Annotated in this window: 24 protein-coding genes; 21 read left to right on the top strand and 3 right to left on the bottom strand. The window is 34.8% G+C overall.

Features of this window, described 5'->3' with window-relative positions; all coding sequences use genetic code 11:
- Positions 1-5 precede the first annotated feature (5 nt).
- The 18 genes from hisC (at position 6) to ACTIEI_RS07315 (ending at position 17,274) form a co-directional block, all read left to right on the top strand.
- Complete coding sequence (hisC, locus tag ACTIEI_RS07400) at positions 6-1,067, top strand: histidinol-phosphate transaminase (protein ID WP_439505655.1); 1,062 nt, start codon at positions 6-8, stop codon at positions 1,065-1,067.
- Between the two features lie 23 nt (positions 1,068-1,090).
- Positions 1,091-2,335, top strand: coding sequence for a PQQ-dependent sugar dehydrogenase (locus ACTIEI_RS07395; RefSeq protein WP_439505654.1), 1,245 nt, complete (start codon positions 1,091-1,093; stop codon positions 2,333-2,335).
- Between the two features lie 12 nt (positions 2,336-2,347).
- Positions 2,348-2,764, top strand: a complete 417-nt coding sequence (locus tag ACTIEI_RS07390; protein ID WP_439505653.1) for a c-type cytochrome — start codon at positions 2,348-2,350, stop codon at positions 2,762-2,764.
- Positions 2,765-2,766: 2 nt separating this feature from the next.
- The gene (hisB, locus tag ACTIEI_RS07385) at positions 2,767-3,897 is read left to right on the top strand and encodes a bifunctional histidinol-phosphatase/imidazoleglycerol-phosphate dehydratase HisB (protein WP_439505652.1); all 1,131 of its coding nucleotides are present in this window, start codon (positions 2,767-2,769) and stop codon (positions 3,895-3,897) included.
- Between the two features lie 184 nt (positions 3,898-4,081).
- Positions 4,082-5,485, top strand: coding sequence for an anthranilate synthase component I family protein (locus tag ACTIEI_RS07380; protein WP_439505651.1), 1,404 nt, complete (start codon positions 4,082-4,084; stop codon positions 5,483-5,485).
- Positions 5,486-5,496: 11 nt separating this feature from the next.
- Positions 5,497-6,078 carry an anthranilate synthase component II gene (locus ACTIEI_RS07375; protein ID WP_439505650.1) on the top strand — a complete coding sequence of 194 codons (582 nt, stop codon included), beginning with the start codon at positions 5,497-5,499 and terminating at the stop codon, positions 6,076-6,078.
- 1 nt (position 6,079) lies between these two features.
- Complete coding sequence (trpD, locus tag ACTIEI_RS07370; RefSeq protein WP_439505649.1) at positions 6,080-7,072, top strand: anthranilate phosphoribosyltransferase; 993 nt, start codon at positions 6,080-6,082, stop codon at positions 7,070-7,072.
- A gap of 5 nt (positions 7,073-7,077) precedes the next feature.
- A complete protein-coding gene (gene trpC / locus ACTIEI_RS07365) occupies positions 7,078-7,875 on the top strand; it encodes an indole-3-glycerol phosphate synthase TrpC (RefSeq protein WP_439505648.1) in 798 nt (265 codons plus the stop codon).
- Positions 7,865-8,506, top strand: a complete 642-nt coding sequence (locus ACTIEI_RS07360) for a phosphoribosylanthranilate isomerase (RefSeq protein ID WP_439505647.1) — start codon at positions 7,865-7,867, stop codon at positions 8,504-8,506. Before trpC ends, ACTIEI_RS07360 begins: the two co-directional genes overlap by 11 nt.
- Positions 8,503-9,015 carry a hypothetical protein gene (locus ACTIEI_RS07355; protein WP_439505646.1) on the top strand — a complete coding sequence of 171 codons (513 nt, stop codon included), beginning with the start codon at positions 8,503-8,505 and terminating at the stop codon, positions 9,013-9,015. The genes ACTIEI_RS07360 and ACTIEI_RS07355 overlap by 4 nt, the downstream gene beginning before the upstream one ends.
- Positions 9,012-10,217, top strand: a complete 1,206-nt coding sequence (trpB, locus tag ACTIEI_RS07350) for a tryptophan synthase subunit beta (RefSeq protein WP_439505645.1) — start codon at positions 9,012-9,014, stop codon at positions 10,215-10,217. The genes ACTIEI_RS07355 and trpB overlap by 4 nt, the downstream gene beginning before the upstream one ends.
- Before the next feature lie 9 nt (positions 10,218-10,226).
- A complete protein-coding gene (trpA, locus tag ACTIEI_RS07345) occupies positions 10,227-11,006 on the top strand; it encodes a tryptophan synthase subunit alpha (RefSeq protein WP_439505644.1) in 780 nt (259 codons plus the stop codon).
- A gap of 9 nt (positions 11,007-11,015) precedes the next feature.
- Complete coding sequence (gene hisH, locus ACTIEI_RS07340; protein ID WP_439505643.1) at positions 11,016-11,606, top strand: imidazole glycerol phosphate synthase subunit HisH; 591 nt, start codon at positions 11,016-11,018, stop codon at positions 11,604-11,606.
- A gap of 1 nt (position 11,607) precedes the next feature.
- Positions 11,608-12,315, top strand: a complete 708-nt coding sequence (hisA, locus tag ACTIEI_RS07335; protein ID WP_439505642.1) for a 1-(5-phosphoribosyl)-5-[(5-phosphoribosylamino)methylideneamino]imidazole-4-carboxamide isomerase — start codon at positions 11,608-11,610, stop codon at positions 12,313-12,315.
- Positions 12,309-13,067 carry an imidazole glycerol phosphate synthase subunit HisF gene (gene hisF / locus ACTIEI_RS07330; protein ID WP_439505641.1) on the top strand — a complete coding sequence of 253 codons (759 nt, stop codon included), beginning with the start codon at positions 12,309-12,311 and terminating at the stop codon, positions 13,065-13,067. The genes hisA and hisF overlap by 7 nt, the downstream gene beginning before the upstream one ends.
- A gap of 10 nt (positions 13,068-13,077) precedes the next feature.
- A complete protein-coding gene (hisIE, locus tag ACTIEI_RS07325; protein WP_439505640.1) occupies positions 13,078-13,674 on the top strand; it encodes a bifunctional phosphoribosyl-AMP cyclohydrolase/phosphoribosyl-ATP diphosphatase HisIE in 597 nt (198 codons plus the stop codon).
- A 3-nt stretch (positions 13,675-13,677) separates the two neighbouring features.
- A complete protein-coding gene (locus ACTIEI_RS07320) occupies positions 13,678-14,757 on the top strand; it encodes a redoxin domain-containing protein (protein WP_439505639.1) in 1,080 nt (359 codons plus the stop codon).
- Between the two features lie 147 nt (positions 14,758-14,904).
- Positions 14,905-17,274: an outer membrane beta-barrel protein gene (locus ACTIEI_RS07315; RefSeq protein ID WP_439505638.1), complete on the top strand. Its 2,370-nt coding sequence runs from the start codon at positions 14,905-14,907 to the stop codon at positions 17,272-17,274.
- On the opposite strand, the gene ACTIEI_RS07310 is transcribed toward ACTIEI_RS07315, so the two are convergent.
- From ACTIEI_RS07310 to ACTIEI_RS07300, 3 genes are read right to left on the bottom strand one after another with little or no spacing between them, the layout of a single operon-like run.
- Entirely contained in the window at positions 17,271-17,789 is a 519-nt protein-coding gene (locus ACTIEI_RS07310; RefSeq protein WP_439505637.1) for a hypothetical protein, read from the bottom strand. The genes ACTIEI_RS07315 and ACTIEI_RS07310 overlap by 4 nt on opposite strands.
- Before the next feature lie 16 nt (positions 17,790-17,805).
- Positions 17,806-18,585 carry a (Fe-S)-binding protein gene (locus ACTIEI_RS07305; RefSeq protein WP_439505636.1) on the bottom strand — a complete coding sequence of 260 codons (780 nt, stop codon included), beginning with the start codon at positions 18,583-18,585 and terminating at the stop codon, positions 17,806-17,808.
- A gap of 27 nt (positions 18,586-18,612) precedes the next feature.
- Positions 18,613-19,929, bottom strand: a complete 1,317-nt coding sequence (locus ACTIEI_RS07300) for a 4Fe-4S dicluster domain-containing protein (RefSeq protein WP_439505635.1) — start codon at positions 19,927-19,929, stop codon at positions 18,613-18,615.
- A gap of 96 nt (positions 19,930-20,025) precedes the next feature.
- Between ACTIEI_RS07300 and ACTIEI_RS07295 the strand changes: the two genes are divergently transcribed.
- Genes ACTIEI_RS07295 through ACTIEI_RS07285 form a run of 3 tightly spaced genes read left to right on the top strand, consistent with a single transcriptional unit; the run spans position 20,026 to position 23,002 of the window.
- A complete protein-coding gene (locus ACTIEI_RS07295; RefSeq protein ID WP_439505634.1) occupies positions 20,026-20,526 on the top strand; it encodes a phosphoribosyltransferase family protein in 501 nt (166 codons plus the stop codon).
- Positions 20,527-20,585: 59 nt separating this feature from the next.
- A complete protein-coding gene (locus tag ACTIEI_RS07290) occupies positions 20,586-22,313 on the top strand; it encodes a phospho-sugar mutase (RefSeq protein WP_439505633.1) in 1,728 nt (575 codons plus the stop codon).
- A gap of 17 nt (positions 22,314-22,330) precedes the next feature.
- Complete coding sequence (locus tag ACTIEI_RS07285) at positions 22,331-23,002, top strand: protein-L-isoaspartate(D-aspartate) O-methyltransferase (RefSeq protein ID WP_439505632.1); 672 nt, start codon at positions 22,331-22,333, stop codon at positions 23,000-23,002.
- Positions 23,003-23,014 lie beyond the last annotated feature (12 nt).

Here is a 23,014-nt window from a genome sequence, read left to right as displayed (position 1 = left end):
ATGTTATGTTGTTTAATTTAAATGAACTTATTAGACCCAATATTGCTCAATTATCTCCCTATTCCTCTGCTCGAGATGAATTTAGTGGGGACGCAAAAGTCTTTTTAGATGCTAATGAAAATAGCTTGGGCTCTCCTTTGTCAAAATGGTACAATCGTTATCCCGATCCACATCAAGTTGCTATAAAAAATAAATTAGCAGTTGTAAAAGGAATTGCAGCAGAACATATTTTCTTGGGTAACGGTAGTGATGAATGCATCGATTTATTGTACAGGAGTTTTTGTACTCCTTCAAAAGACAATGTAATTATCTGCCCTCCAACTTATGGAATGTATGAAGTGAGTGCACATATTAATGATGTGGAGTTAAAGAAAATTCCTTTGTTGCCCAACTTTCAGTTAAATCTTGTTGAGATAGAGCAAGCTATTGATAAGCATACGAAATTGATTTGGATCTGTTCACCTAATAACCCTACCGGGAACTCAATTAACCGATTAGATATTGAAACCATACTGAATAATTTTAAGGGTATTGTTGTGATAGACGAAGCCTACATTAATTTTTCTAAACAAAAATCATTTGTTCAAGAATTAACCGAGTATCCCAACTTGGTTGTTTTGCAAACATTTAGTAAAGCTTGGGGCTTAGCAGGATTAAGGTTGGGGATGGCTTTTGCTTCTACTGCCATTAATGAAGTGCTCAATAAAGTGAAACCCCCTTATAATATAAATCAATCAACACAAGAGTTAGCCTTGAAAGCTTTAGAGGAAGTTGGTCAGGTGAATGATATGATACGTTTACTAGTAGATATGCGCGATGCATTAGCAGATGTTTTTAAAACAATGCCTACTGTACAAGAAGTATATCCTTCTGACGCTAATTTTTTATTAGTTAAGATTAAGGATGCTAGAAAAGTGTATGAGTTTTTATTAACTAAAGGAATTGTTTTACGAGACAGAAGTAGCGTTCAATTATGTAATGATTGTTTAAGAGTAACGGTAGGCTCAGAACAAGATAATACCAGCTTAGTAGAAGCAATGCAAGACTGGTATCAATTGAATTCATAAATTCATGCTTTAATATATTCAATATGCAAAAGTTAAGTACATTTTTGGTTTTCTTGTTGTCTTTTAAAATTGTGTTGGCTCAGCCCAAACTGCAAGTGCCTATTAATTTGCCTACAGGATTTACCAGCAAAATAGTAGCCAATGATTTAGGTAGAGTAAGACATATTGCTGTTAATAGCAATGGGGATTTGTATATGAAATTAGATCGCTTAGTTAATGGAAAAGGCATTTATCGATTACGCGATAAGAACAAAGATGGTATCATGGAAGATACCTTGGCATTTGGCAATTATACTGGTACTGGAATTGCAATTAACAATGGTTATGTATATGCCACATCTGATCAAACTATTTATAGGTATAAATTAGATGCTAATCAAAATATTGTTAATCCAGACCAACCTGAAGTTGTAGTGGATGGATTGTTGAATAAAAGACAACATGCATCTAAGTCCATTACTTTTGATAAAGTGGGCAATCTGTATGTAAATATTGGAGCTCCTTCAAATGTTTGTCAAGAACAAGACAGACAGAAAGGTTCGCCGGGTTTAACGCCGTGCCCTATTTTAGAAAATGCTGGAGGTATTTGGCAATTTAGTACAACAAAAACCAATCAAACTTTAAATGATGGGGTTAGATATGCAACTGGTATGCGTAATGCATTAGGAATTGATTGGAACAATGAAGTCAATGATTTATATGTAACCATTCATGGCAGAGACATGTTGTACCAATATTTCCCAGAAATGTATGATCAAAAACGTGGTGCTGAAATGCCTTCTGAAACTTTTTATAGAGTAAAGAAAGGGGATGATTGTGGTTGGCCATATATTCATTGGGATCATTTTCAAAATAAAAAAATATTGAATCCCGAATATGGAGGAGATGGAAAAAAAGAGGGTGCGCCCAATGCGATTGATCCATTAGTTGGATTTCCTGGTCATATGGCACCTAATGCTTTATTAATTTATTCGGGGAATCAATTTCCAGAGCGATACAAGAACGGTGCGTTTATTGCTTTCCATGGTAGTTGGAATAGAACGCCAGAGCCTCAAGAAGGATTTTATGTGGTTTTTGTTCCTATGAAGAATGGAGTACCCACTGGAAAATGGGAGGTATTTGCAGATGGATTTTCTGGCATGTCGCCAGTAACTAATCTGTCTGCTGCTAAGCATCGTCCTACTGGATTAGCCCAAGGAGAAGATGGATCCATTTATGTGTCGGATGATAAAGCGGGATTTGTTTGGAAAATTTCTTACAATAAATAATAGTTACAATAAATGAGTACTAAAATTGCCATTCTGGGATTGGGATTAACTTTACTTTCAGCTGTTTCTATAGCTCAAACACCCGTGCAAGGGAAATCTAAACAAATGTTGAATGGTAAGAAAGTATACGACATGTATTGTCAAGCTTGTCATCAAGCGGATGGTAATGGAGTTCCAAGATTAAATCCACCGCTCGCAGGAACAGTTTATGTTACAGGTAGTAAAACAAGATTGATTGATATTGTTTTAAAAGGATTGTCAGATCCTTTAGAAATCAACGGAGAAGAATATAATAATCCAATGGCAGCTCATTCATTCTTAACAGATCAACAAATTGCAGATGTACTCACTTATATCAGAAATAGTTTTGGAAATAAGGCTGATATAGTAACTGTTGCGGAAGTTAAAAAGCAACGAGCAAAAAAATAATCATGAAACAAATCCTTTTTATAGATAGAGATGGGGTGATATTACAAGAACCTCCAATTGATTTTCAAATAGATGCTATTGATAAAACCAATTTTGTTAAAGGGGCATTGACCAATTTAGCTAGAATTGCAGCAGATTTTGATTTTCATAAAGTGATGGTGACCAATCAAGATGGATTGGGGACAGCTTCTTATCCAGAAGAACAGTTTTATCCTTATCATGATTTAATGATTAGAACACTTGACTCTGTAGGGTTCCAATTTGATGAAATGATTATCGACAAAACCTTTGCAAGCGATAATATGCCTACACGTAAGCCAGGTACGGGTTTGCTAACACATTTGATGGGCAATGAATTATTTGATTTAGCTAATTCATTTGTGATAGGAGATAGGTGGAGTGATATTCAATTAGCTATTAATTTGGGGGCTAAGGCAATTTATTTTAAATCCGGTTTACATGAATTAACACCGGAACAGGAATTGGCGTTTAAAGATACAATTGAATTAGAAACTAATTCATGGGACGAAGTTTATTCCTTTCTGAAGCTTGGTTTAAGAAAAGTACATCACGAAAGGAATACCAACGAAACCAAAATTTCGATAGATGTAAATATGGACGGTTCAGGTAAAGCTTCTATTGATACAGGATTGGGATTTTTTGATCATATGTTAGATCAGATTGCTCGTCATGGAAAAATTGATTTAGCCATCACTACCAAAGGCGATTTACATATTGATGAACACCACACTATTGAAGATACTGGAATAGCATTAGGAGAAGCTTTTGCGAAGGCGTTATCTGATAAGAGAGGGATGGAACGATATGGTTTTGCCTTGCCAATGGATGAAGCAGATGCTAAAGTATTAATTGATTTTGGGGGTAGAAACTGGTTGGTTTGGGATGCTGAATTTAAGAGAGAAAAAATTGGCGAAATGCCGACAGAAATGTTTTTTCACTTTTTTAAATCATTCAGTGATGGGGCTAAATGCAACCTGAATATTGAATGTAAAGGCGAAAATGAGCACCATAAAATAGAAGTAATCTTTAAAGCATTTGCGAAAGCGATTAGAATGGCAGTAAAAAGGGATCCAATTAGTAATTATTTGCCTTCAACAAAAGGAGTGTTGTAATTTTTTTTGTGAATTCATTCTTTAACTAGATATTTGTACAATGAATTTAATAAACAAGCATTGGTGGTGGCATTCAAACTCTTCGCGGGGATTGTAATGGCATGACCAATACTAATTGAATATATTCAAAGCCCCGGATTCATCTGGGGCTTTTTTTTTGAATTATACTTTAAAATTGAATACGATGCAATTGACTACAACAGGAAAAAAAATATTGGGTGATATATACACCCCTGTTGGGATTTATTTGCGGCTCAGGGATCGATTTAGGGATACCATACTCCTAGAAAGTACTGATCATAACGCAAATGAAAATAGTTATTCATTTATCTGTATTAACGCAATAGGCGGAATAGAGATAAAGGATAATTATTCGCTAGAATACAAGCTGCCGGGGAATGAAGCCGTAAAAAAGGGAATCGATAAGCAATTGAATATACCAAAGTATTTGTGGGATTTCATGAATAATTTTGAAGTTGAAAAACCAGTAGATTCCCAATATCAATTTGCCCAAGGATTGTATGGATACACTTGTTTTGATGCAATTTCTTTTTTTGATAATGCAGTTGCCCCAGTTGAATCTACTCCAACAATTCCACTTATTCGCTATCGATTATACCAATATGTTATTGCGTTTAATCATTTTAAAGATGAATTGATTATTTGTGAAAATAAGTTGGCCGGACTTGAGGGGGATATTCAAGTAATTGAATCTTTAATTAGAAGCAAAGATGTTCCTGTTTATCCATTTAGCCTTGTAGGGGAAGAACGCTCCAATATGAGCGATGCAAATTTCATTGAATTAGTGAATAAAGGAATCAATAGATGTTTGCGTGGGGATGTATTTCAAATTGTTTTAAGTAGACAATTTTCTCATTCCTTCACAGGAGATGAGTTCAATGTTTATAGAGCTTTAAGAAGTATTAATCCTTCTCCTTATTTATTTTTCTTTGATTATGGCGATTATAAAATCATGGGATCTTCGCCTGAAGCTCAATTAGTGATTAAAAACGATAAGGCAATTGTTCACCCTATAGCAGGAACATTCAAGCGAACGGGCGATGAAGCCACCGATCAATTGGCTGCTGAAAATTTATTAAAAGACACAAAAGAGAATGCAGAACATGTTATGTTAGTAGACTTGGCAAGGAATGATTTAAGTAGGGTTTCTGATGAAGTTTCAGTGGTACATTATAGGCAAGTTCAGTATTATAGTCATGTGATACATTTGGTAAGTGAGGTTGAAGGGAAGCTAAGAGTGGGATATAATCCATTTGAAATTTTTGCAGGAACCTTTCCTGCAGGAACATTAAGCGGAGCGCCTAAGGTTAAAGCTTTAGAAATTATTTCAGCGTATGAACCTACTTCAAGGAGTTTTTATGGAGGTGCGATTGGATTTGTTGGATTTAATGGGAGTTTTAATCATGCAATTATGATCAGAACTTTTTTAAGTAAGCAAAACCAATTGATTTGTCAAGCAGGTGCAGGTGTTGTTGCAGCAAGTGATCCTGAAAGTGAGTTGCAAGAAGTAAACAATAAATTAAACGCTTTGAAGCAAGCAGCGGCTTTTGCTGTTCAGGTTCATTAAAATTATACTGTATGAAAATTTTGGTTTTTGATAATTATGACTCATTCACCTATAATCTGGTACATGCAATAGCTCACTTAACCGGCATTCAACCAGATGTGTGTAAAAATGATGAAATTGATTTGTCTCAAGTAAAACAATATGATAAAATAGTATTGTCGCCAGGACCAGGCATTCCTTCTGAAGCGGGATTGCTCTTGCCGCTTATTAAGGAATATGCATCCACTAAAAGTATTTTAGGCGTTTGCTTAGGTCATCAAGCGATTGGCGAAGTTTTTGGAGGAAAGTTGGTTAATCTTTCAAAAGTTTTTCATGGAGTAGCAACTCCTATTCAAATTGAAAAATTGGACAATGGTTCAACTTCTTCGCTGTATAATGGATTGACTGATATATTTGAAGTGGGCAGGTACCATAGCTGGGTTGTAAGCGATGATAACTTTCCCAATTGCTTACAAATTACTGCAAAAGATGAAACGGGGTTGATTATGGGTTTAGCACACAAAACATATGATGTAGAAGGTGTGCAGTTTCATCCTGAAAGTATATTAACTCCATCAGGTGAAAAAATTATTCAAAACTGGTTAAATCGATAGAATGAAAAAAATATTACAGTTTCTGTTTGAATATAAATCCCTTAGCAGGTCTAAGGCTTATGAAGTAATGATCGATATGGCAAAAGGGCAATTCAATGATGCAGAAATAGCTTCATTTATTACTGTTTTTTTAATGCGAAGTATTACTATTGATGAGCTTAATGGATTTAGAGATGCACTGTTAGAGTTATGTGTAAAAACAGAATTGGGCACTTCTGATTTGGTAGACATTGTTGGAACAGGTGGGGATGGTAAAAACTCTTTTAATATTTCTACATTAGCTTGTTTTATTGTTGCAGGAACCGGTCAAAAAGTTGCCAAACATGGAAACTATGGCGCGTCTACCATTAGTGGAGCATCTAATGTAATGGAGCAATTGGGATATCGCTTTAAACAAGAGGGAGGTTTATTAAAAAGAGAAATTGACGAAGCAAATATCTGTTTTATGCACGCGCCCTTATTTCATCCAGCATTGAAAGTAGTGGGGCCTATCAGAAAGCAATTAGGCGTAAGAACTTTTTTTAATATGATAGGGCCGATGGTGAATCCGGCTAATCCAGACTTTCAATTAGTAGGTGTTTATAATCTAGAAATGGCTAGAATATACAATTATCTACTGCAACAGACTGGCAAGTCATTTACCATCATACATAGTTTAGATGGATATGATGAAATATCATTAACTAGTGATACTAAAGTCATTACAAAAGAAGGAGAAGCCATTTATTCGGCAATTGAACTGGGTAAAAAAATGGTTATGCCCGAAGCAATTTATGGTGGAAATTCTGTGGAAGAATCAGCTGCTATTTTCCTTAAAATTCTCAAAGGAGAAGGCACTTGGTCACAAAATGCAGTGGTATTAGCCAATGCCGCAATGGCATTAAATTCAACGAAAAAATATAGCAATTACCAAGCTGCATATCAGGCTGCAGTTGATAGCTTAGAGTCTGGTGCTGCTTATCAATCATTCAATCAACTAATTGCATTACAATAATCATTATGACCATTCTTGATACTATCGTAGCTCAGAAGAAAATAGAAGTTGCTGAACAGCAATCAAAAATATCTATTGCACAATTGGAGCAATCTAGGTTCTTTCAATTGCCATCCATTTCTCTAAAGTCAAATTTACAAGACAGCTCCCAAACAGGCATCATAGCAGAATTTAAAAGAAAGTCGCCTAGTAAGGGAATTATCAATGGAATTGCAACGGTTGAAGAGGTCACAATGGCTTATACACAATTTGGTGCAGCTGGAATTTCAGTTTTAACGGATGCCTTGTTTTTTGGTGGTGCTTTAGCCGACTTAGAAGCAGCTACGATCAATAAAATTCCCTTACTGAGAAAGGATTTCATGATAAGTGAATACCAAATTATTGAAGCCAAAGCTAGTGGAGCATCGGTTATTTTATTAATCGCTGCTTGTTTGAGTCCATCACAGGTAAAACAGTTCTCTACTTTAGCTCATCAATTAGGGTTGGAGGTATTATTAGAAATACATGATGACACTGAATTAAATCATATATGCGATGAAGTTGATTTAGTTGGGGTGAATAATCGTAATCTAAAAAATTTTGAAGTCAATATTGATATATCATTGGATTTGATCAATCAAATACCCACTTCCATTCCAGCAATTGCAGAAAGTGGAATTGATCATCCCAATACTATTGTAACTTTACAAAAAGCTGGCTTTGCCGGTTTTTTGATTGGAGAGCGTTTTATGCGCGAAACCAATCCTTCTATTGCTTTTGCCAATTTTGTAAATGATTTAAAAACCAAACAAAATGCGGGCTAAAGTATGCGGTTTAAATAGTGTTGAACAAATGACCCAATTAGATGAGATGGGGGTTGATTTTGCTGGTTTTATCTTTTATCCCAAATCGCCGAGGTATGTTTTAAAAAATTTAGCCAAAGCCGAACTTAAAAAAGCAAAGGGAGTAAAAATTAATAAAGTTGGTGTTTTTGTGAATGAAAATCCTGATCACTTATTGTCTTTAGTGGATGATTGTGGTTTATATTTAGTTCAATTACATGGTGATGAAACACCGCGCTATTGTGAAAAAATAGCCGATTATATTTCTGTAATTAAGGCTTTTCGATTAAGAGATGATGACGATGTTTTGTGGAAAATAAAAGACTACCAAGACATAGTGGATATGTTCTTATTTGATACTGCTGGTGCGGAATATGGTGGAACCGGTAAAAGATTCAATTGGGAAATTTTATATTCCCTCAATATTAATAAACCATTTTTTCTTAGTGGAGGAATTGGACCAGAAGATATTGAAGCATTAAAATTTTTTACAACAACCCCTGTTGCAAAAGATTTATTTTCAGTTGATATAAACAGTCGTTTTGAATTAACTCCTGGCGTAAAAGATATGCAGAAAGTAAAACCTTTTATGAATGAATTAATGAATATATGAATAAGCGTCTATTCTTGTTTAGTTTATTTTTCAGTATAAGCTTGTTTGCCTTATCTCAACAATTAAGGCATGTATTGCTATCTACAAATGGGAAAGCTCGCTATGAAGTTACTGCAGGGACCCCTATTCTTATTATCAATGATTCAGGTAAAATTCAAAGTGTTGTAATGGACCCAATGGGGGAAATTAAGTATAATGAAAATACATTTCCTCATAAGCTTGGAGAACAAAATTTGGAATTTAATTACGATGGAAGGTTAGTGAAAGTTGGGAGTACTATTATACAATATGATTTAAATGGTAGAGTTGACAGAATAGGAGATCTGGTGTTAAGTTATAATTATCAGCAACAAATTGCTTCCATCGGTGGTTATAGTATCAGATACAATACAAATAAAACTGTTGATCAAATTGGTGTGTTTAAAGTGAAGTATAACTACAATGGACAGGTTTTAATGATAGAGCAGAGTAAGGGGTTAATTTTATTACAATTAAATTTTGCAAAATGAGTACAGTAGTATTGAATTACCAATCACCAGACATATATGGATATTATGGAGAATTTGGGGGTGCATATATTCCCGAGATGTTGCAGCAAAATGTGGCTGAATTAAAGGAGCAGTATTTGAAAATTATGGCTGATCCAAGTTTCATTCGGGAATTTGATAATTTATTAGCAGATTATGTGGGAAGACCAACCCCTTTATTTAAAGCAGAACGATTAAGTAAAGAGTTTAACACGAATATCTATTTAAAGAGAGAAGATTTATGCCATACTGGTGCGCATAAAATAAATAATACTATCGGTCAAATTTTATTGGCACAACGTTTAGGAAAAACAAGAATTATTGCAGAAACTGGTGCAGGACAGCATGGCGTTGCAACAGCTACCGTTTGTGCGCTAAAAGGTTTGGAATGCATAGTGTATATGGGTGAAAAAGACATTGAAAGGCAAGCTCCCAATGTGGCTAGAATGCAAATGTTAGGAGCCAAGGTAATACCAGCAACCAGTGGTAGTAAAACTTTGAAAGATGCTACTAATGAAGCTATTAGAGATTGGATCAATCATCCCAATGATACACATTATATTATCGGCAGTGTAGTAGGGCCACACCCATATCCTGATATGGTTGCAAGATTTCAAAGTATTATTAGCAAAGAAATAAAAGCTCAATTAAAAGAAAAAACCAGTAATGAATTACCTACACATATTATTGCTTGTGTAGGAGGAGGGAGCAATGCTGCTGGCGCCTTTTATCATTTTTTAAATGAACCAACAGTAAAAATTGTAGCAGTAGAAGCTGCAGGAAAAGGGGTACATTCTGGTATGAGTGCAGCAACTACACAATTAGGTACCCAAGGGATATTGCATGGCAGCAAGAGTTTGTTGATGCAAACTTCAGATGGACAGGTTGTTGAGCCGCATAGCATTTCTGCTGGGTTAGACTATCCAGGTATAGGACCCATGCATGCAAACCTATATGCAAGTGGAAGAGGAATATTTGTGAGTGCAACTGATGAAGAAGCCTTAAATGCTGCTTTTCATTTAAGTAAAACGGAAGGGATTATTCCTGCTTTGGAAACAGCCCATGCTTTTGCTGTACTGGGAGAATTAAATTTGACTCCTTCTGATACCGTAGTAATTTGTTTGAGTGGAAGAGGAGATAAAGATCTTGCCACCTATATGAGTAGTATTCAATCGTATCGTTAATTCCAAATTATGAGTAGAATTCAATCCATTTTTAGCAATACTTCCAAACCCGTTTTAAATATTTATTTTACCGCAGGGTATCCTAGAGTCGATAGCACGCTAACAATTATGGAGTCTCTGGCAAATGCGGGGGTTGATATTATTGAAATTGGTATGCCGTATAGTGACCCATTGGCTGATGGGCCAGTCATTCAAGAAAGTAGTTCTAAAGCTATTGCCAATGGTATGAGTATTGAATTGTTATTTAACCAATTGAAATCATGTAGGAACAATCCTGTATTATCCAAAACAGGTATCGTGTTAATGGGTTATATGAATCCTGTACTTCAATATGGTTTCAAGAAATTTTGTTCGGATGCAGCAGCTGCTGGGGTTGATGGTTTGATTTTGCCAGATTTGCCAGAGTATGAATTTGAAAAGGAATACGGAGCAATTATAAAAGAATTTGGACTTGATTTTATTTTTTTAGTTACGCCCGAAACATCAGCCGAACGGGTGAAAAAATTAGACCAATTAAGTACTGGTTTTTTATACGCGGTGAGTTCTTCTGCAACAACTGGAGGAGATACCAGTTTTGGGCAAGTGGCTTCTTATCTTCAAAAGCTACAATCCTATGAATTAAAGAATCCTGTAATGGTTGGTTTTGGAATTAAAGACAAAGAAAGCTTTGATTCAGTAGCAGCATATGCTCAAGGTGGGATTATCGGAACTGCATTCATAAAAGAGCTTTCAAAAAATGAGACTTTAGAAACCATTATTCCGAATTTTGTTAAATCGGTAAGACCTTAATCTGAACGTGTGAAAACAGTAATAATTCAATACAATGCAGGCAATATTCAATCTGTTCTATTTGCATTAGAACGGATAGGGGTTGATGCATCTGTAACAGACGATGTTAAACAGATTGAAACTGCGGATAAAATCATTTTCCCTGGAGTAGGTGAAGCAAGTACCGCTATGACTTATTTAAAAGAACGGAAATTGGATCAATTGATTGTTTCTCTGCAACAGCCTGTTCTAGGTATTTGTTTAGGTATGCAGCTAATGTGTTCATTTAGTGAAGAAAACAATACACCATGCTTAGGAATCTTTAATGAACGTGTTGAAAAATTTAGTTCGAATAATCAACAATTGAAAATACCTCAAATTGGTTGGAATAATATAGCTGATTTGAAAACCGATTTGTTTAAGGGAGTGCATGATCAAGCCTATTGTTATTTTGTACATGGGTATTATGCTGCATTAGGTGAGCATACTATAGCTACAGCCAATTATGGATTAGCTTATAGTGCTGCATTAAAAAAGGATAATTTTTATGGAGTACAATTTCATCCTGAAAAAAGTGCAACAGTAGGGGAACAGATTATTAAAAATTTTATTGAATTATAATATGGAAATCATACCTGCAATAGATATAATTGATGGAAAATGTGTTAGACTTACAGAAGGAGATTACTCCCAAAAAACAATTTATAGTGAACATCCTTTAGATATTGCAAAAGCATTTGAAGCTGCAGGCATAAAAAAACTTCATTTGGTTGATTTAGATGGAGCAAAAGCGGGTAAAGTGACCAATTGGGCTGTATTAGAATCTATTGCTAATAACACCGGTTTAGTCATAGACTTTGGTGGGGGAATCAAACAAGAATCTGATTTAAAAATTGTTTTTGATTCAGGTGCTTCAATGGCAACGATTGGTAGCCTAGCAGTAAAATCGCCAGATACCTTTGCCAGCTGGTTGAAAATATATGGAGAAGAACGATTCTTATTAGGGGCCGATGTAAAAGGAGAAAAAATTGCAATTGGTGGATGGCTAGAAACTACAGAAGAAACCGTATTCGACTTTATTACTCGCTATCTTCAACAGGGAGTTAAACAAGTTTTTTGCACCGATATTAGTAAGGATGGAAAATTAGAAGGACCATCCATTGAATTATACCAAAAGATTATTCAACAGTTTCCTGAATTGCATTTTATAGCAAGTGGTGGGGTTAGTTCAATGCAAGATATTGATGCATTAAAGATGATTGGTTGCAGTGGGGTGATTGTAGGGAAAGCTATTTATGAAGGAAGAATTAAAATTAATGAATTGTGTTAACGAAAAGAATTATACCCTGTTTAGATATCAAAGATGGACGAACAGTAAAGGGGGTCAATTTTGAACAAATTAGAGACGCAGGAGATCCAGTTGAGTTAGCTACTATCTATGCGAAGGAAGGTGCAGATGAGTTGGTCTTCTTAGACATCACAGCCACCAATGAAAAAAGAAAAACATTGAGCGAGTTGGTTAATAAAATAGCGCGTCATATTAATATCCCTTTCACTGTTGGAGGGGGTATTTCTTCCGTGGAAGATGTTCAGTTATTATTAAAAAATGGTGCAGATAAAATCTCAATTAATACTTCCGCTTATAAAAAACCAACTTTAATCAATCAATTAGCATTAGAGTTTGGAACACAGTGTGTAGTATTGGCTATTGATACAAAAAAAGAAATAGACGGTAATTGGTATGTTTATTTAAATGGGGGAAGAGTTAAGACCAATACTTTGTGTATTGATTGGGCTAGAGAGGCTGTAGAAAGAGGGGCAGGTGAAATATTGCTTACCTCCATGAATAATGATGGGACCAAGCAAGGATTTGCCTTAGACATTACGCATGATTTATCTACTCAATTAAGTGTTCCAATTATTGCTTCTGGTGGAGCAGGAACTATGCAGCATTTTTCGGATGTTTTTGAGATTGCAAAAGCAGATGCCGCATTGGCTGCGAGCATTTTTCACTTCAAAGAAATTGCAGTTCCTGCCTTAAAAAGTTATCTTTCAAATAAAGGAATTTCAATCAGAATTTAAATCATTTACTATGAATATCGATTTCAATAAATACTCGGATGGATTGGTACCAGTAATAGTCCAAGATGAACATACTCATAAAGTACTAATGTTAGGTTTTATGAATCAAGCAGCTGTTACCGCAACGCTAGAAACTCAAAAAGTAACTTTTTATAGCAGAGCAAAACAACGTTTGTGGACTAAAGGGGAAGAGAGCGGTCATTTTTTGAATTTAAAATCTTTAGACATTGACTGCGATAATGATACACTATTAGTAAAAGTGAATCCAATTGGACCAACTTGTCATACAGGTGCAGATACATGCTTTGGTGAAACAAATCATGCCAGTAACTTTTTAGAATATCTTGAACAAATTATTGAACTAAGGAAACAAGGTGATCCTAAGGATTCTTATGTAGCTAGAATGTTTGAGAAAGGATTGAATAAAATTGCTCAAAAAGTAGGCGAGGAGGCTGTTGAAATGATTATTGAGGCCAAAGACAATAACAAAGACTTGTTTTTAAATGAATCTGCTGACTTACTTTTTCATTATTTGCTTTTGCTTAACGCTAAAGGGCATAATTTAGCAGAAGTATTGAACATTTTACAATTACGACACGCCAAGTAAATTATGAAAAAGATTTTATTTCTTCTCTCTATCATTGGTTATACCACTCTTGCTGCACAAAATGGGTTTGAAATAAGGGGGGAAATTAGAAATACTAAGCCTAATATGCTGGTGTTTTTAATGAATGGCACAGATGGTAAAACAATTGCAACAGATACTGTTCGAGATGGTAAGTTTGTTTTAAAAGGGATAATTGCAGAACCGGATATTTTTCAATTGGGGTTTGTTGGGTACAAGGAGGCTTTAGATGTTTTTCTTTTTCACGATACGGTGAGTATCATTGGCGATTTTAATATTTTATCTGCTGCAACAATTACGGGATCAACAGTTGAAACGGATTATCAGCAATTTAAGTCAACCTTTAATCCAATTAGAGAACGCCTTAATTATCTAGTTCAACAAATTAATCCTGAGAAAAATCGCATAAAAAGGGATTCTTTAATTGTACTATATGAACAAGCAAAAGGAACCGTCTTACAAGAAGCTACTAAATTTAGTCAGACCAAGCCTGCTTCCCCAGTTAGTTCATTTGTTTTGTTTGCAATAAGCCCATTGTTAAACGGAACTGAAGATTTAGAAAAAAGATACAATGCGTTAGAAGCCACTGCAAAAAGAGGAACATTTGCGAAAATGATTGAACAAACCATTGCAGAAGCAAATATCAATAAAATCGGTACAGAAGCATTGCTTTTCAGCCAAAAGGACACTATAGGAAAACTAGTATCTTTGCAATCATTCAGGGGGAAATATGTCCTCATCGATTTTTGGGCTAGCTGGTGCGGACCTTGTAGAGCTGAAAATCCTAATTTAGTGGACGCTTACAAGAAATTTTCCACCAAGAATTTTACAATTTTAGGGGTCTCACTAGATGATAATAAAGCCAGTTGGATGAATGCTATACGAAAAGATAAACTCAATTGGACTCAAGTCAGCGATTTGCAAAGTTGGAATAATAAAGTGGCTCAGCTCTATAAAATTCAGAGTATTCCGGCTAATTATTTATTAGATCCAAGTGGTAAAATCATTGCAAAGGATTTACGCGGCCCAGAATTGCAAGTTAAGCTGAAAGAATTGCTTCAATAACCAATCATCCTACTTTTGCAGTTAACATTCGTGTAATGTTTAAATTGCAATATGTTTAATAGACGGGGTCTTTTTCTTTTCCTATTCTTATACATTAGTTCCCATATTATTGCCCAATCAAAGGACAAGATAAACCTTGGAATTATAATGGGTACCTTAGTAGATGCTACTAAGGGCGATGCCGTTCCATTTGCAAAAATAAGCTTAATAAGGCTCACCGATGATTCTTTAAAACGTAGTCTTTTGTCAGATAAAAATGGAAGTTTTGAATTTGTACAATTGCCTTTAGGGTATTATCGATTACAAATTAGTTCAATGGGCTTTGTTCAAACCCAATTAGATAGTATTTATTTAAGAGCAGAACGATTTGATTTTAATCTTGGTGATATAAAATTGGCCTTGGCTTCAGATAAGTCCCTTACCGAAGTGATTGTATATGCAGAGAAACCATTATTTGAAAACAAAGACGATAAATTGACTTATAATATTGGTGAAAGTGCTTTAAGTAATGGTTCAAGTACCGCTGATTTATTAAAAAATATACCCCTTGTTAACAATGATCCTAATGGAAGATTATTGCTTAAAGGAAAGGAGCCAAAGATATTAATTGATGATAAGCCTACCGATTTAAATGCCCAGCAATTACAAGACTTATTAGAAAGCTTACCAGGTAGTAGTATCGAAAAAATCGAAATCATGACGAATCCACCCCCGCAGTTTGCAACTGAAACAGGAGGTGTAATTAATATTATTACAAAAAAGGGGAAAATAGGATGGGTTGGAAGATTAAATATCAGTGCAGGTAGTAGAGGCGAGGGTAATTTTTCAGGTAATATTAGTTATCGAAATAAAAAATTTACCTACAATCAAACGATAGGTCTAGGCGCTAGTCAACTGATTGGGAATAGCTTCAGTAATCGTACCAATATATATGCAGACTCCACTAATCGTTTTTATAGTACAAGTAATTCTACCAATAGAAATCTGCGACCTAGTCTAAGAACCCAATTAGACTATGAACACACTAAAAGTCATTCTTTTAGTTTTGTATATCAAGGTAACATGAATTACTTTGAAAATATTAGTAGTAATCAGTTCACTAATTTTAATCAATTTAAAGAAGCTTATCGAATAAGTAATAGAGAGAACGAAAGTATAGGCGATGGGTTTACGCATAGTTTACAAGGGTCATATATTTACAAATCACCCCGGAATTTGGCTGAACAATTAAAGTTTTTTGTTTCTGCTAACATTAGCAAAAATGATAATGATCGCGATTTTTATCAGCAATTTTTAAGTACTGGAATGGTACCAACTGGTATAGATTCAACTCAATCTCAATTCTTTAATAATTTCAACAAAAGTGTTTCAAATAGAATAGAATATATAAAGCCATTAAAATTAAAAAATAGTCAATTTAATGCGGGTGCAACGTATTATTCATCTTGGTTTCATAATCAATTAAATACAAGTTTTCTAAGAAAGTCTGACGGTAATATGATACCTAATGAATTACTTAGTAATGATTTTTATTTTAAACAGTCAATTTTTACGATTAGGGCTGGATTTAGTTTGTGGTTTAAAAAAGATTTGCGTTTTTCTTTTGGTGCACAAGCAGAACATACAAATAATTCTTTTGATTTTATAAAAGGGAATGGCGCTAATGTAAAAAGCACTTTCTGGAATTTTTTACCCAACCTTACTTTGCGGAAAGATTTTAATAAGGTATTCAATACTTCTTTGGTGTATAGAGCAACTATTAGAAGGCCTGGAATTGGGGAATTAAATCCCAATATTGACTATTCGGACCCCTACAATATACGATATGGTAATCCAGATTTGCTCCCTACGCTTTCTCATAATGTTGACTTGAATTTCAATTATACAAAAGGTAAATATTATTTCAATACATCATTTGGTATGAATAATGTTTCACAAGTGTTTAATACAATTAGAACCTTAGTGGAAGGCGGAAAAACCAATATCACTTGGTTGAATATAGCCGATCGAAAAGAGTATGAAGCAAGTGCTTTTGGTGGCTACACTTTTAATAAGCAATTTCGAATGAATGCTAGCCTTGGGTATACCTATAATCAATATGGGGCTAATGAAAAGAAATTGTATTTATACCAAGACGGTGGTTCTTTTTATACTAATGTCAATTATACTTACACGCCCAATAGTGTATGGACATTTGAAGGAACTGCGAGATACAATCGATATGCTAATCCGCAAGGTATCAGCAGAACAAATATTAATACCAATATAGGTGTACAGCATAAAATGTTCAATAGAAGATTGATTGTATCATTTAATGCCATTGACCCTTTTACACCACAAGAACTTATTTCAATAACGAATGGGCCAAGATTTCAATTAGAGAGTTTCAGCGCAACTAGAAGTAGGAATTATCGAATTTCAATTAGTTATCAATTAAATAGAATGGTTCCGAAAAGTAGTTTGAGTGAAAAGGAAAAAAACAAAGCCTTAAATCAAGCTAGAAAAGCAAAAGCTTAAACTGTATTGAGTGACTTTATTTTTGATTTTAGCCAGCTAGATTTCACTGGAATTAACCAATCATTTAGAAACCCCAACTTAGTAGTTATAGTATTATTAAAATAGATTGTATCACTTTCAATAAAGTGATTTTCCCAGGCATAGTTCAGTTGTGTAAGGGGTAATAACTGCACTTTATCTTTAATGAAAAAAGCTAAATTTTGTCGATTGAATAGATCCACTTTAAAAAGATGTTCCATTTTTTTAATCATATGTACGGAACTATCTGTACTGCAACCACCAACAGTAGTATTCGATTCATCAGCCATCAACACGATGAATTGACCAAAAAATAAATTGGCAAATCCTTTAACTGGAGCCCCATGGCTTTTCCAATTGGATACAAATTCTTTTAATATTGATTCAATTTCAAATGCTTCGCCAATGCTGAATAATCGACTGCTCTGATAAATCCAAACTTTTGAATCATTGCTAAAATCTTCAGGGCAAAATTGTTGATAGTCCACTAAATTCATACCACAAAGTTACAAATTAAACCATGCTTTCCGCAATCATTTCGGCGATGTCTAATACTGCTACATCATTTTCCTTCTCTCTATTCTTAACCCCATCACTCATCATTGTATTGCAGAAAGGACAAGCAGCAGCAATGAATTTTGCACCTGTTTCAAGCGCTTCATCAGCCCTGTCCATATTGATCCGAGAAGTGCCGGGTTCATCTTCTTTAAACATCTGAGCTCCACCTGCACCACAACATAGCCCATTGGTTTTGCAGCGTTTCATTTCTACCAACTCTGCATCTAATGCTTCTAATACTTTTCTAGGGGCTTCATAAATATCATTGGCCCTTCCTAAATAACAACTGTCGTGATAAGATATTTTTTTGCCTTTAAAATCACCCCCTTCTTTCATGACAATTTTGCCATTATTGATTAACTCTTGTATTAGTGTGGTATGATGAATAACTTCATAATTTCCACCTAATTCAGGATATTCATTTTTTAATGTATTAAAGCAATGTGGGCAGGTAGTTACAATTTTTTTGATATTATATCCATTCAATACTTGGATATTTTGATAAGCCATCATTTGAAACAAAAATTCATTTCCAGCTCTTCTTGCGGGGTCACCAGTACAAGCTTCTTCTTTACCTAATATCGCAAATTTGATACCTACTTTAGTTAAGATGGTAGCAAATGCTTTGGTGATTTTTTGGGCACGTTGATCAAAGCTTCCAGCACATCCCACCCAAAATAGTATTTCAGGTGATTCCCCATTAGCCATCATTTCGGCCATTGTATTAATTTTCATCTCGATTTTTTTAGATGTTTAAATTATTTAAGCATTCATTTCGGTTGCCCATTTATCTCTATCATCCGGAGAGAATTTCCAAGGGGCAAAATTATTTTCAATATTGCTAAACGTTCCATTCCATTCTTGAGGTGCATTGCTTTCTTCCATAATTAAAGACCTTCTTAGTTCTACGATGATGTCTAGAGGAGAAATGCTAACCGGGCAAGCTTCAACACAAGCATTACATGTAGTGCATGCCCTTAGTTCTTCTACTGAAATATAATCGTGCAATAATGATTTATTATCTGCAACAAATGAATTATTTTGGTTGATATTTTTACCCACTTCTTCCAATCGATCACGGGTAGCCATCATTATTTTCCTTGGGCTTAATAATTTGCCTGTAATATTAGCTGGACATTCATCGGTACATCTGCCGCATTCTGTACAACTATATGCATCCATCAAATTCTTCCAACTTAAATCAAATACGTCTTTAGCACCAAAGCTTGCAGGAGGAGCTGCATTGGTAGGTGCAAGTTCAGGTTGCATAGCATATAATACTTCGTTTTGCACTTCTGGCATATTTTTCATTTTGCCAGGAGAATCTAATTTTGCATAATAGGCATTGGGAAATGCCAATGCAATATGTAAATGTTTAGAATAAGGTAAGTAATTTAAAAATGCGAATATTCCTGCTATATGAATCCACCAAGCAATTCGCTCTATTGCCACTAATGTGCTGCTCGAAAAGCCTTCAAATAAAGGTATGAATTGAGCAGAAATAAAGAATCCACCGGTATTGGCATAATGCGCTTGACCTCTATCTTGAAGTATTTGATCAGTGGCATTCATAGTGAGGAATAAACTCATCAAGACAATTTCTGTAATTAAGATAAAATTTGCATCCGTTTTAGGCCATCCAGCTAAATCTTTACTTACAAATCTTTTAAGTTTTAACCAGTTTCTACGAGCAAGGAAAATGACGCAAACAATCACAACGCCCATCGCTAACCACTCAAAGATATTAATTAGCCAATTGTATAGATTCCCTAAAAAAGGAAGGAATAATCGATGGGTACCTAATATTCCATCTAACACAATTTCAAGTACTTCTATATTGATAATGATGAATCCAGCGTAAATGATAAAATGCATTAAAGCCACAGGCATATTCTTAAACATTTTTTTCTGGCCTAATGCAAGTAAAAAAACATTACGCCACCTTAAATTGGGGCTGTCCGAAAAATCTTGGGCTTTGCCTAAAAAAATATTTCTTCTAATTTCTGCTACTTTTTTAGAAAATAAGTATACCGCAGAAATGGCCATCAACAGAAAGAGTGCTTGTTGTATATACTGCATAAAAGAAGTTATACGCTAAGATAATAGTTTTAGACACAGATGAAAGCAATTGTGTAATGCAATTTATTGTTGTTATTTTGAGGAATAATTGATTCTATGTCTGAAAAAAAATTTATTCTAACTGCAACTGAAGCTCAACAGAAGTTAAAACGAATGAGCTTAGAAATTGCCGAAAGCCTTAGTGGCTTAGAAGCCCCCCTTTTTTTGATAGGAATACAAAACAGTGGAATGGTAATTGCCAACGAGTTGGGCGGTCTTCTTAGTCCATATTTAAAAAACTCAGTTAAAATTTTATCTGTGAGTTTAAACAAACAGTTACCTGAAAAGGTAGAATTGAGCGAAGAGGTTCATTTAGAAGGCGCAAATATTATCCTGATAGACGATGTGACAAATAGTGGGAAAACACTTTTATATGCATTAAAGCCGTTATTAAACACACATCCCAAATCGATTCAAACCCTTGTTATGGTAGAGAGAATGCACAAGTTATTCCCTGTAAAACCAGACTTTGTAGGGCTGTCAATTTCTACTACGGTAGAAGAACATATTCAAGTGGAGACAGTAGACGGGAAAATTACAGGGGCTTTTGTAGTTTAAATAAATCCATAAATTTTCATATATTCATTTCTTTATATAAAAAGTAAAATCAACACTAAATGGACGCTGCTATATTACAAAGAGTTAATGCTTGGCTTAATGGGAATTATGACCAAGAAACTAAAAATACTATCCAAAATATTCAACAAAACAATCCAGAGGAACTAGCTGATGCTTTTTATCGAGACTTAGAATTTGGAACGGGCGGATTACGTGGATTAATGGGAGTAGGGACTAATAGAGTGAATAAGTATACTATTGGAATGGCTACTCAGGGTTTTGCTAATTATTTGAAAAAGTCTTATCCAAACGAAGAAATAAAACTCGCTATAGCACATGATAGCAGAAACAATAGTCGTTTTTTTGCTGAAACAACCGCAAATGTTTTTGCTGCAAATGACATAAAAGTTTTTCTATTTGAGGGATTAAGGCCAACGCCAGAGTTGAGTTTTGCTATTAGGTATTTAGGTTGTAAAGCAGGGGTTGTTTGTACCGCATCCCATAATCCCAAAGAATACAATGGGTATAAAGCATATTGGAATGATGGGGGCCAATTGGTTCCACCACACGATAAGAATGTAATTACTGAGGTAGAAGCCATTCAAAGTGTTGACGAAGTAAAGTGGAGCGGAGGAGAAGCAAATATTACTATTCTTGGTAAAGAATTAGATGATGCGTACATCGAAATGGTAAAAGGCTTAAGTGTCTATCCAGATGTAATTGAAGCACAAAAAGATTTAAAAATCGTTTATACTCCCATTCATGGAACTGGAATAACATTGGTACCTCAAGTGTTAGAAAAGTTTGGGTTTAATAATGTTCATATTGTAACAGCTCAATCAACTCCTGATGGAAATTTCCCTACTGTTAAATATCCCAATCCAGAAGAGAGTGAAACGATGAGTATTGGGTTAAAAATGGCGCAGGATTTAAATGCTGATATATTATTAGGAACAGATCCTGATGCTGATAGGGTAGGCATAGGTGTTAAGAATCATAATGGCGAATGGGTTTTGATGAATGGGAATCAAACTGCAGTTTTAGCATTTGCCTATATGATGGAAGCCAGAAAGGCGAAGGGGATAGCACAATCCAATGATATGGTTATATCAACCATTGTAACAACAGAAATGATTAATGAAGTGGCGAAGCAAAATAATGTTGCTTGTTACAATGTTTTAACGGGGTTTAAATGGATTGCTGAAAAAATTAAAGAATTAGAAGGGAAAGAAAATTATGTTATAGGTGGAGAAGAAAGTTTTGGTTTAATGATTGGGGATCAAATTAGGGATAAAGATGCGATTAGTGCAGTGGCTTTGATGTGCGAAATGGCCGCATATGAAAAAAACAAGGGTAAAACCTTGTTCGATAAAATGATTGAATTGTATATTCAATACGGGTTCTATTATGAGAACTTGATTAGCATAACCAAAAAGGGAATGAATGGACAAAAGGAAATAGCTGCAATGATGGAAGGATATAGAACAAGTCCTCCTACTGAAATTAATGGTTCTGCTGTTATTACACTGTTAGACTATCAACTTCAAATAGGTAAAAACTTGCAAACTGGGGAAACTTGGACAATTAATCTACCTAAAAGTAATGTGTTACAATTTGTAACTGCAGACGGTAGTAAAATTTCTGCAAGGCCCTCTGGAACCGAGCCTAAAATAAAGTTTTATTTTAGTGTTAAGACCCAGCTTAAGAGTAAGTCAGAATTTGATGCAAAGCAAATTGAGCTAGAGAATAAAATCAATGGAATTATCACAAGTATGAACCTAAAATAGATTGCTATATTCGCACCATGCGAAAGGATAGAGAATATATAGACGGGTTTAATCATAAAGGGATGCGCAAGAAACTAGTAGATATATTGCGCGATAAAGGGATTTCTGACGAAGCAGTTTTAGATGCGATAAATACTGTTCCAAGGCATTTTTTTCTAGAATCTGCTTTTGAAAAGATCGCTTATGAAAATAGAGCATTTCCTATATCGGCGGACCAAACTATTTCTCATCCTTATACAGTAGCTTATCAAACACAGTTATTGCAAATAAAAAAAGGGGATAAGGTTTTAGAAATAGGAACGGGCAGTATGTATCAAACAACCATATTGGCGGAGTTAGGGGCACAATGGGTTTATACAATAGAGCGTCAAAAAAAGTTATTTGATGAGCAGAAGGAATATTATCATTTTAGAAAGAATTTCCCTAATATCAAATTCTTTTACGGGGATGGATTCAAAGGGTTGCCTACTTATGCGCCCTTTGATAAAATTTTGATTACTGCAGCAGCGCCATTTGTTCCCCCTTTATTAATTGAACAACTGAAAACAGGCGGGTTAATGGTTATTCCAGTTGATGAGGGAGACAATCAGCGAATGATGCGAATCACTAAGCAATCAGATGGGACATTGAAAGAAGAATTATTTGAAGAATTTTCTTTTGTTCCAATGTTGCAAGGGAAAAATATATAAGTAAACAGAAAG

This window comes from Sediminibacterium sp., assembly GCF_051860225.1.
GTDB lineage: Bacteria > Bacteroidota > Bacteroidia > Chitinophagales > Chitinophagaceae > Sediminibacterium.
Note: the sequence above shows the minus strand (reverse complement) of the source record. Positions and strands in the feature narration are given on the sequence as shown.

Bases quoted from the DNA above. Each gene is read 5' to 3' on its own strand.
- ACTIEI_RS07315 (WP_439505638.1), top strand. From the start codon at position 14,905: ATGGGTACCTTAGTAGATGCTACTAAGGGCGATGCCGTTCCATTTGCA.
- ACTIEI_RS07320 (WP_439505639.1), top strand. From the start codon at position 13,678: ATGAAAAAGATTTTATTTCTTCTCTCTATCATTGGTTATACCACTCTT.
- ACTIEI_RS07305 (WP_439505636.1), bottom strand. From the start codon at position 18,585: ATGAAAATTAATACAATGGCCGAAATGATGGCTAATGGGGAATCACCT.
- ACTIEI_RS07285 (WP_439505632.1), top strand. From the start codon at position 22,331: ATGCGAAAGGATAGAGAATATATAGACGGGTTTAATCATAAAGGGATG.
- trpD (WP_439505649.1), top strand. From the start codon at position 6,080: ATGAAAAAAATATTACAGTTTCTGTTTGAATATAAATCCCTTAGCAGG.
- trpC (WP_439505648.1), top strand. From the start codon at position 7,078: ATGACCATTCTTGATACTATCGTAGCTCAGAAGAAAATAGAAGTTGCT.
- ACTIEI_RS07310 (WP_439505637.1), bottom strand. From the start codon at position 17,789: ATGAATTTAGTGGACTATCAACAATTTTGCCCTGAAGATTTTAGCAAT.
- ACTIEI_RS07375 (WP_439505650.1), top strand. From the start codon at position 5,497: ATGAAAATTTTGGTTTTTGATAATTATGACTCATTCACCTATAATCTG.
- hisC (WP_439505655.1), top strand. From the start codon at position 6: ATGTTGTTTAATTTAAATGAACTTATTAGACCCAATATTGCTCAATTA.
- hisB (WP_439505652.1), top strand. From the start codon at position 2,767: ATGAAACAAATCCTTTTTATAGATAGAGATGGGGTGATATTACAAGAA.
- ACTIEI_RS07395 (WP_439505654.1), top strand. From the start codon at position 1,091: ATGCAAAAGTTAAGTACATTTTTGGTTTTCTTGTTGTCTTTTAAAATT.
- ACTIEI_RS07360 (WP_439505647.1), top strand. From the start codon at position 7,865: ATGCGGGCTAAAGTATGCGGTTTAAATAGTGTTGAACAAATGACCCAA.
- ACTIEI_RS07295 (WP_439505634.1), top strand. From the start codon at position 20,026: ATGTCTGAAAAAAAATTTATTCTAACTGCAACTGAAGCTCAACAGAAG.
- ACTIEI_RS07355 (WP_439505646.1), top strand. From the start codon at position 8,503: ATGAATAAGCGTCTATTCTTGTTTAGTTTATTTTTCAGTATAAGCTTG.
- hisIE (WP_439505640.1), top strand. From the start codon at position 13,078: ATGAATATCGATTTCAATAAATACTCGGATGGATTGGTACCAGTAATA.
- ACTIEI_RS07290 (WP_439505633.1), top strand. From the start codon at position 20,586: ATGGACGCTGCTATATTACAAAGAGTTAATGCTTGGCTTAATGGGAAT.
- trpB (WP_439505645.1), top strand. From the start codon at position 9,012: ATGAGTACAGTAGTATTGAATTACCAATCACCAGACATATATGGATAT.
- ACTIEI_RS07300 (WP_439505635.1), bottom strand. From the start codon at position 19,929: ATGCAGTATATACAACAAGCACTCTTTCTGTTGATGGCCATTTCTGCG.
- trpA (WP_439505644.1), top strand. From the start codon at position 10,227: ATGAGTAGAATTCAATCCATTTTTAGCAATACTTCCAAACCCGTTTTA.
- ACTIEI_RS07390 (WP_439505653.1), top strand. From the start codon at position 2,348: ATGAGTACTAAAATTGCCATTCTGGGATTGGGATTAACTTTACTTTCA.
- ACTIEI_RS07380 (WP_439505651.1), top strand. From the start codon at position 4,082: ATGCAATTGACTACAACAGGAAAAAAAATATTGGGTGATATATACACC.
- hisA (WP_439505642.1), top strand. From the start codon at position 11,608: ATGGAAATCATACCTGCAATAGATATAATTGATGGAAAATGTGTTAGA.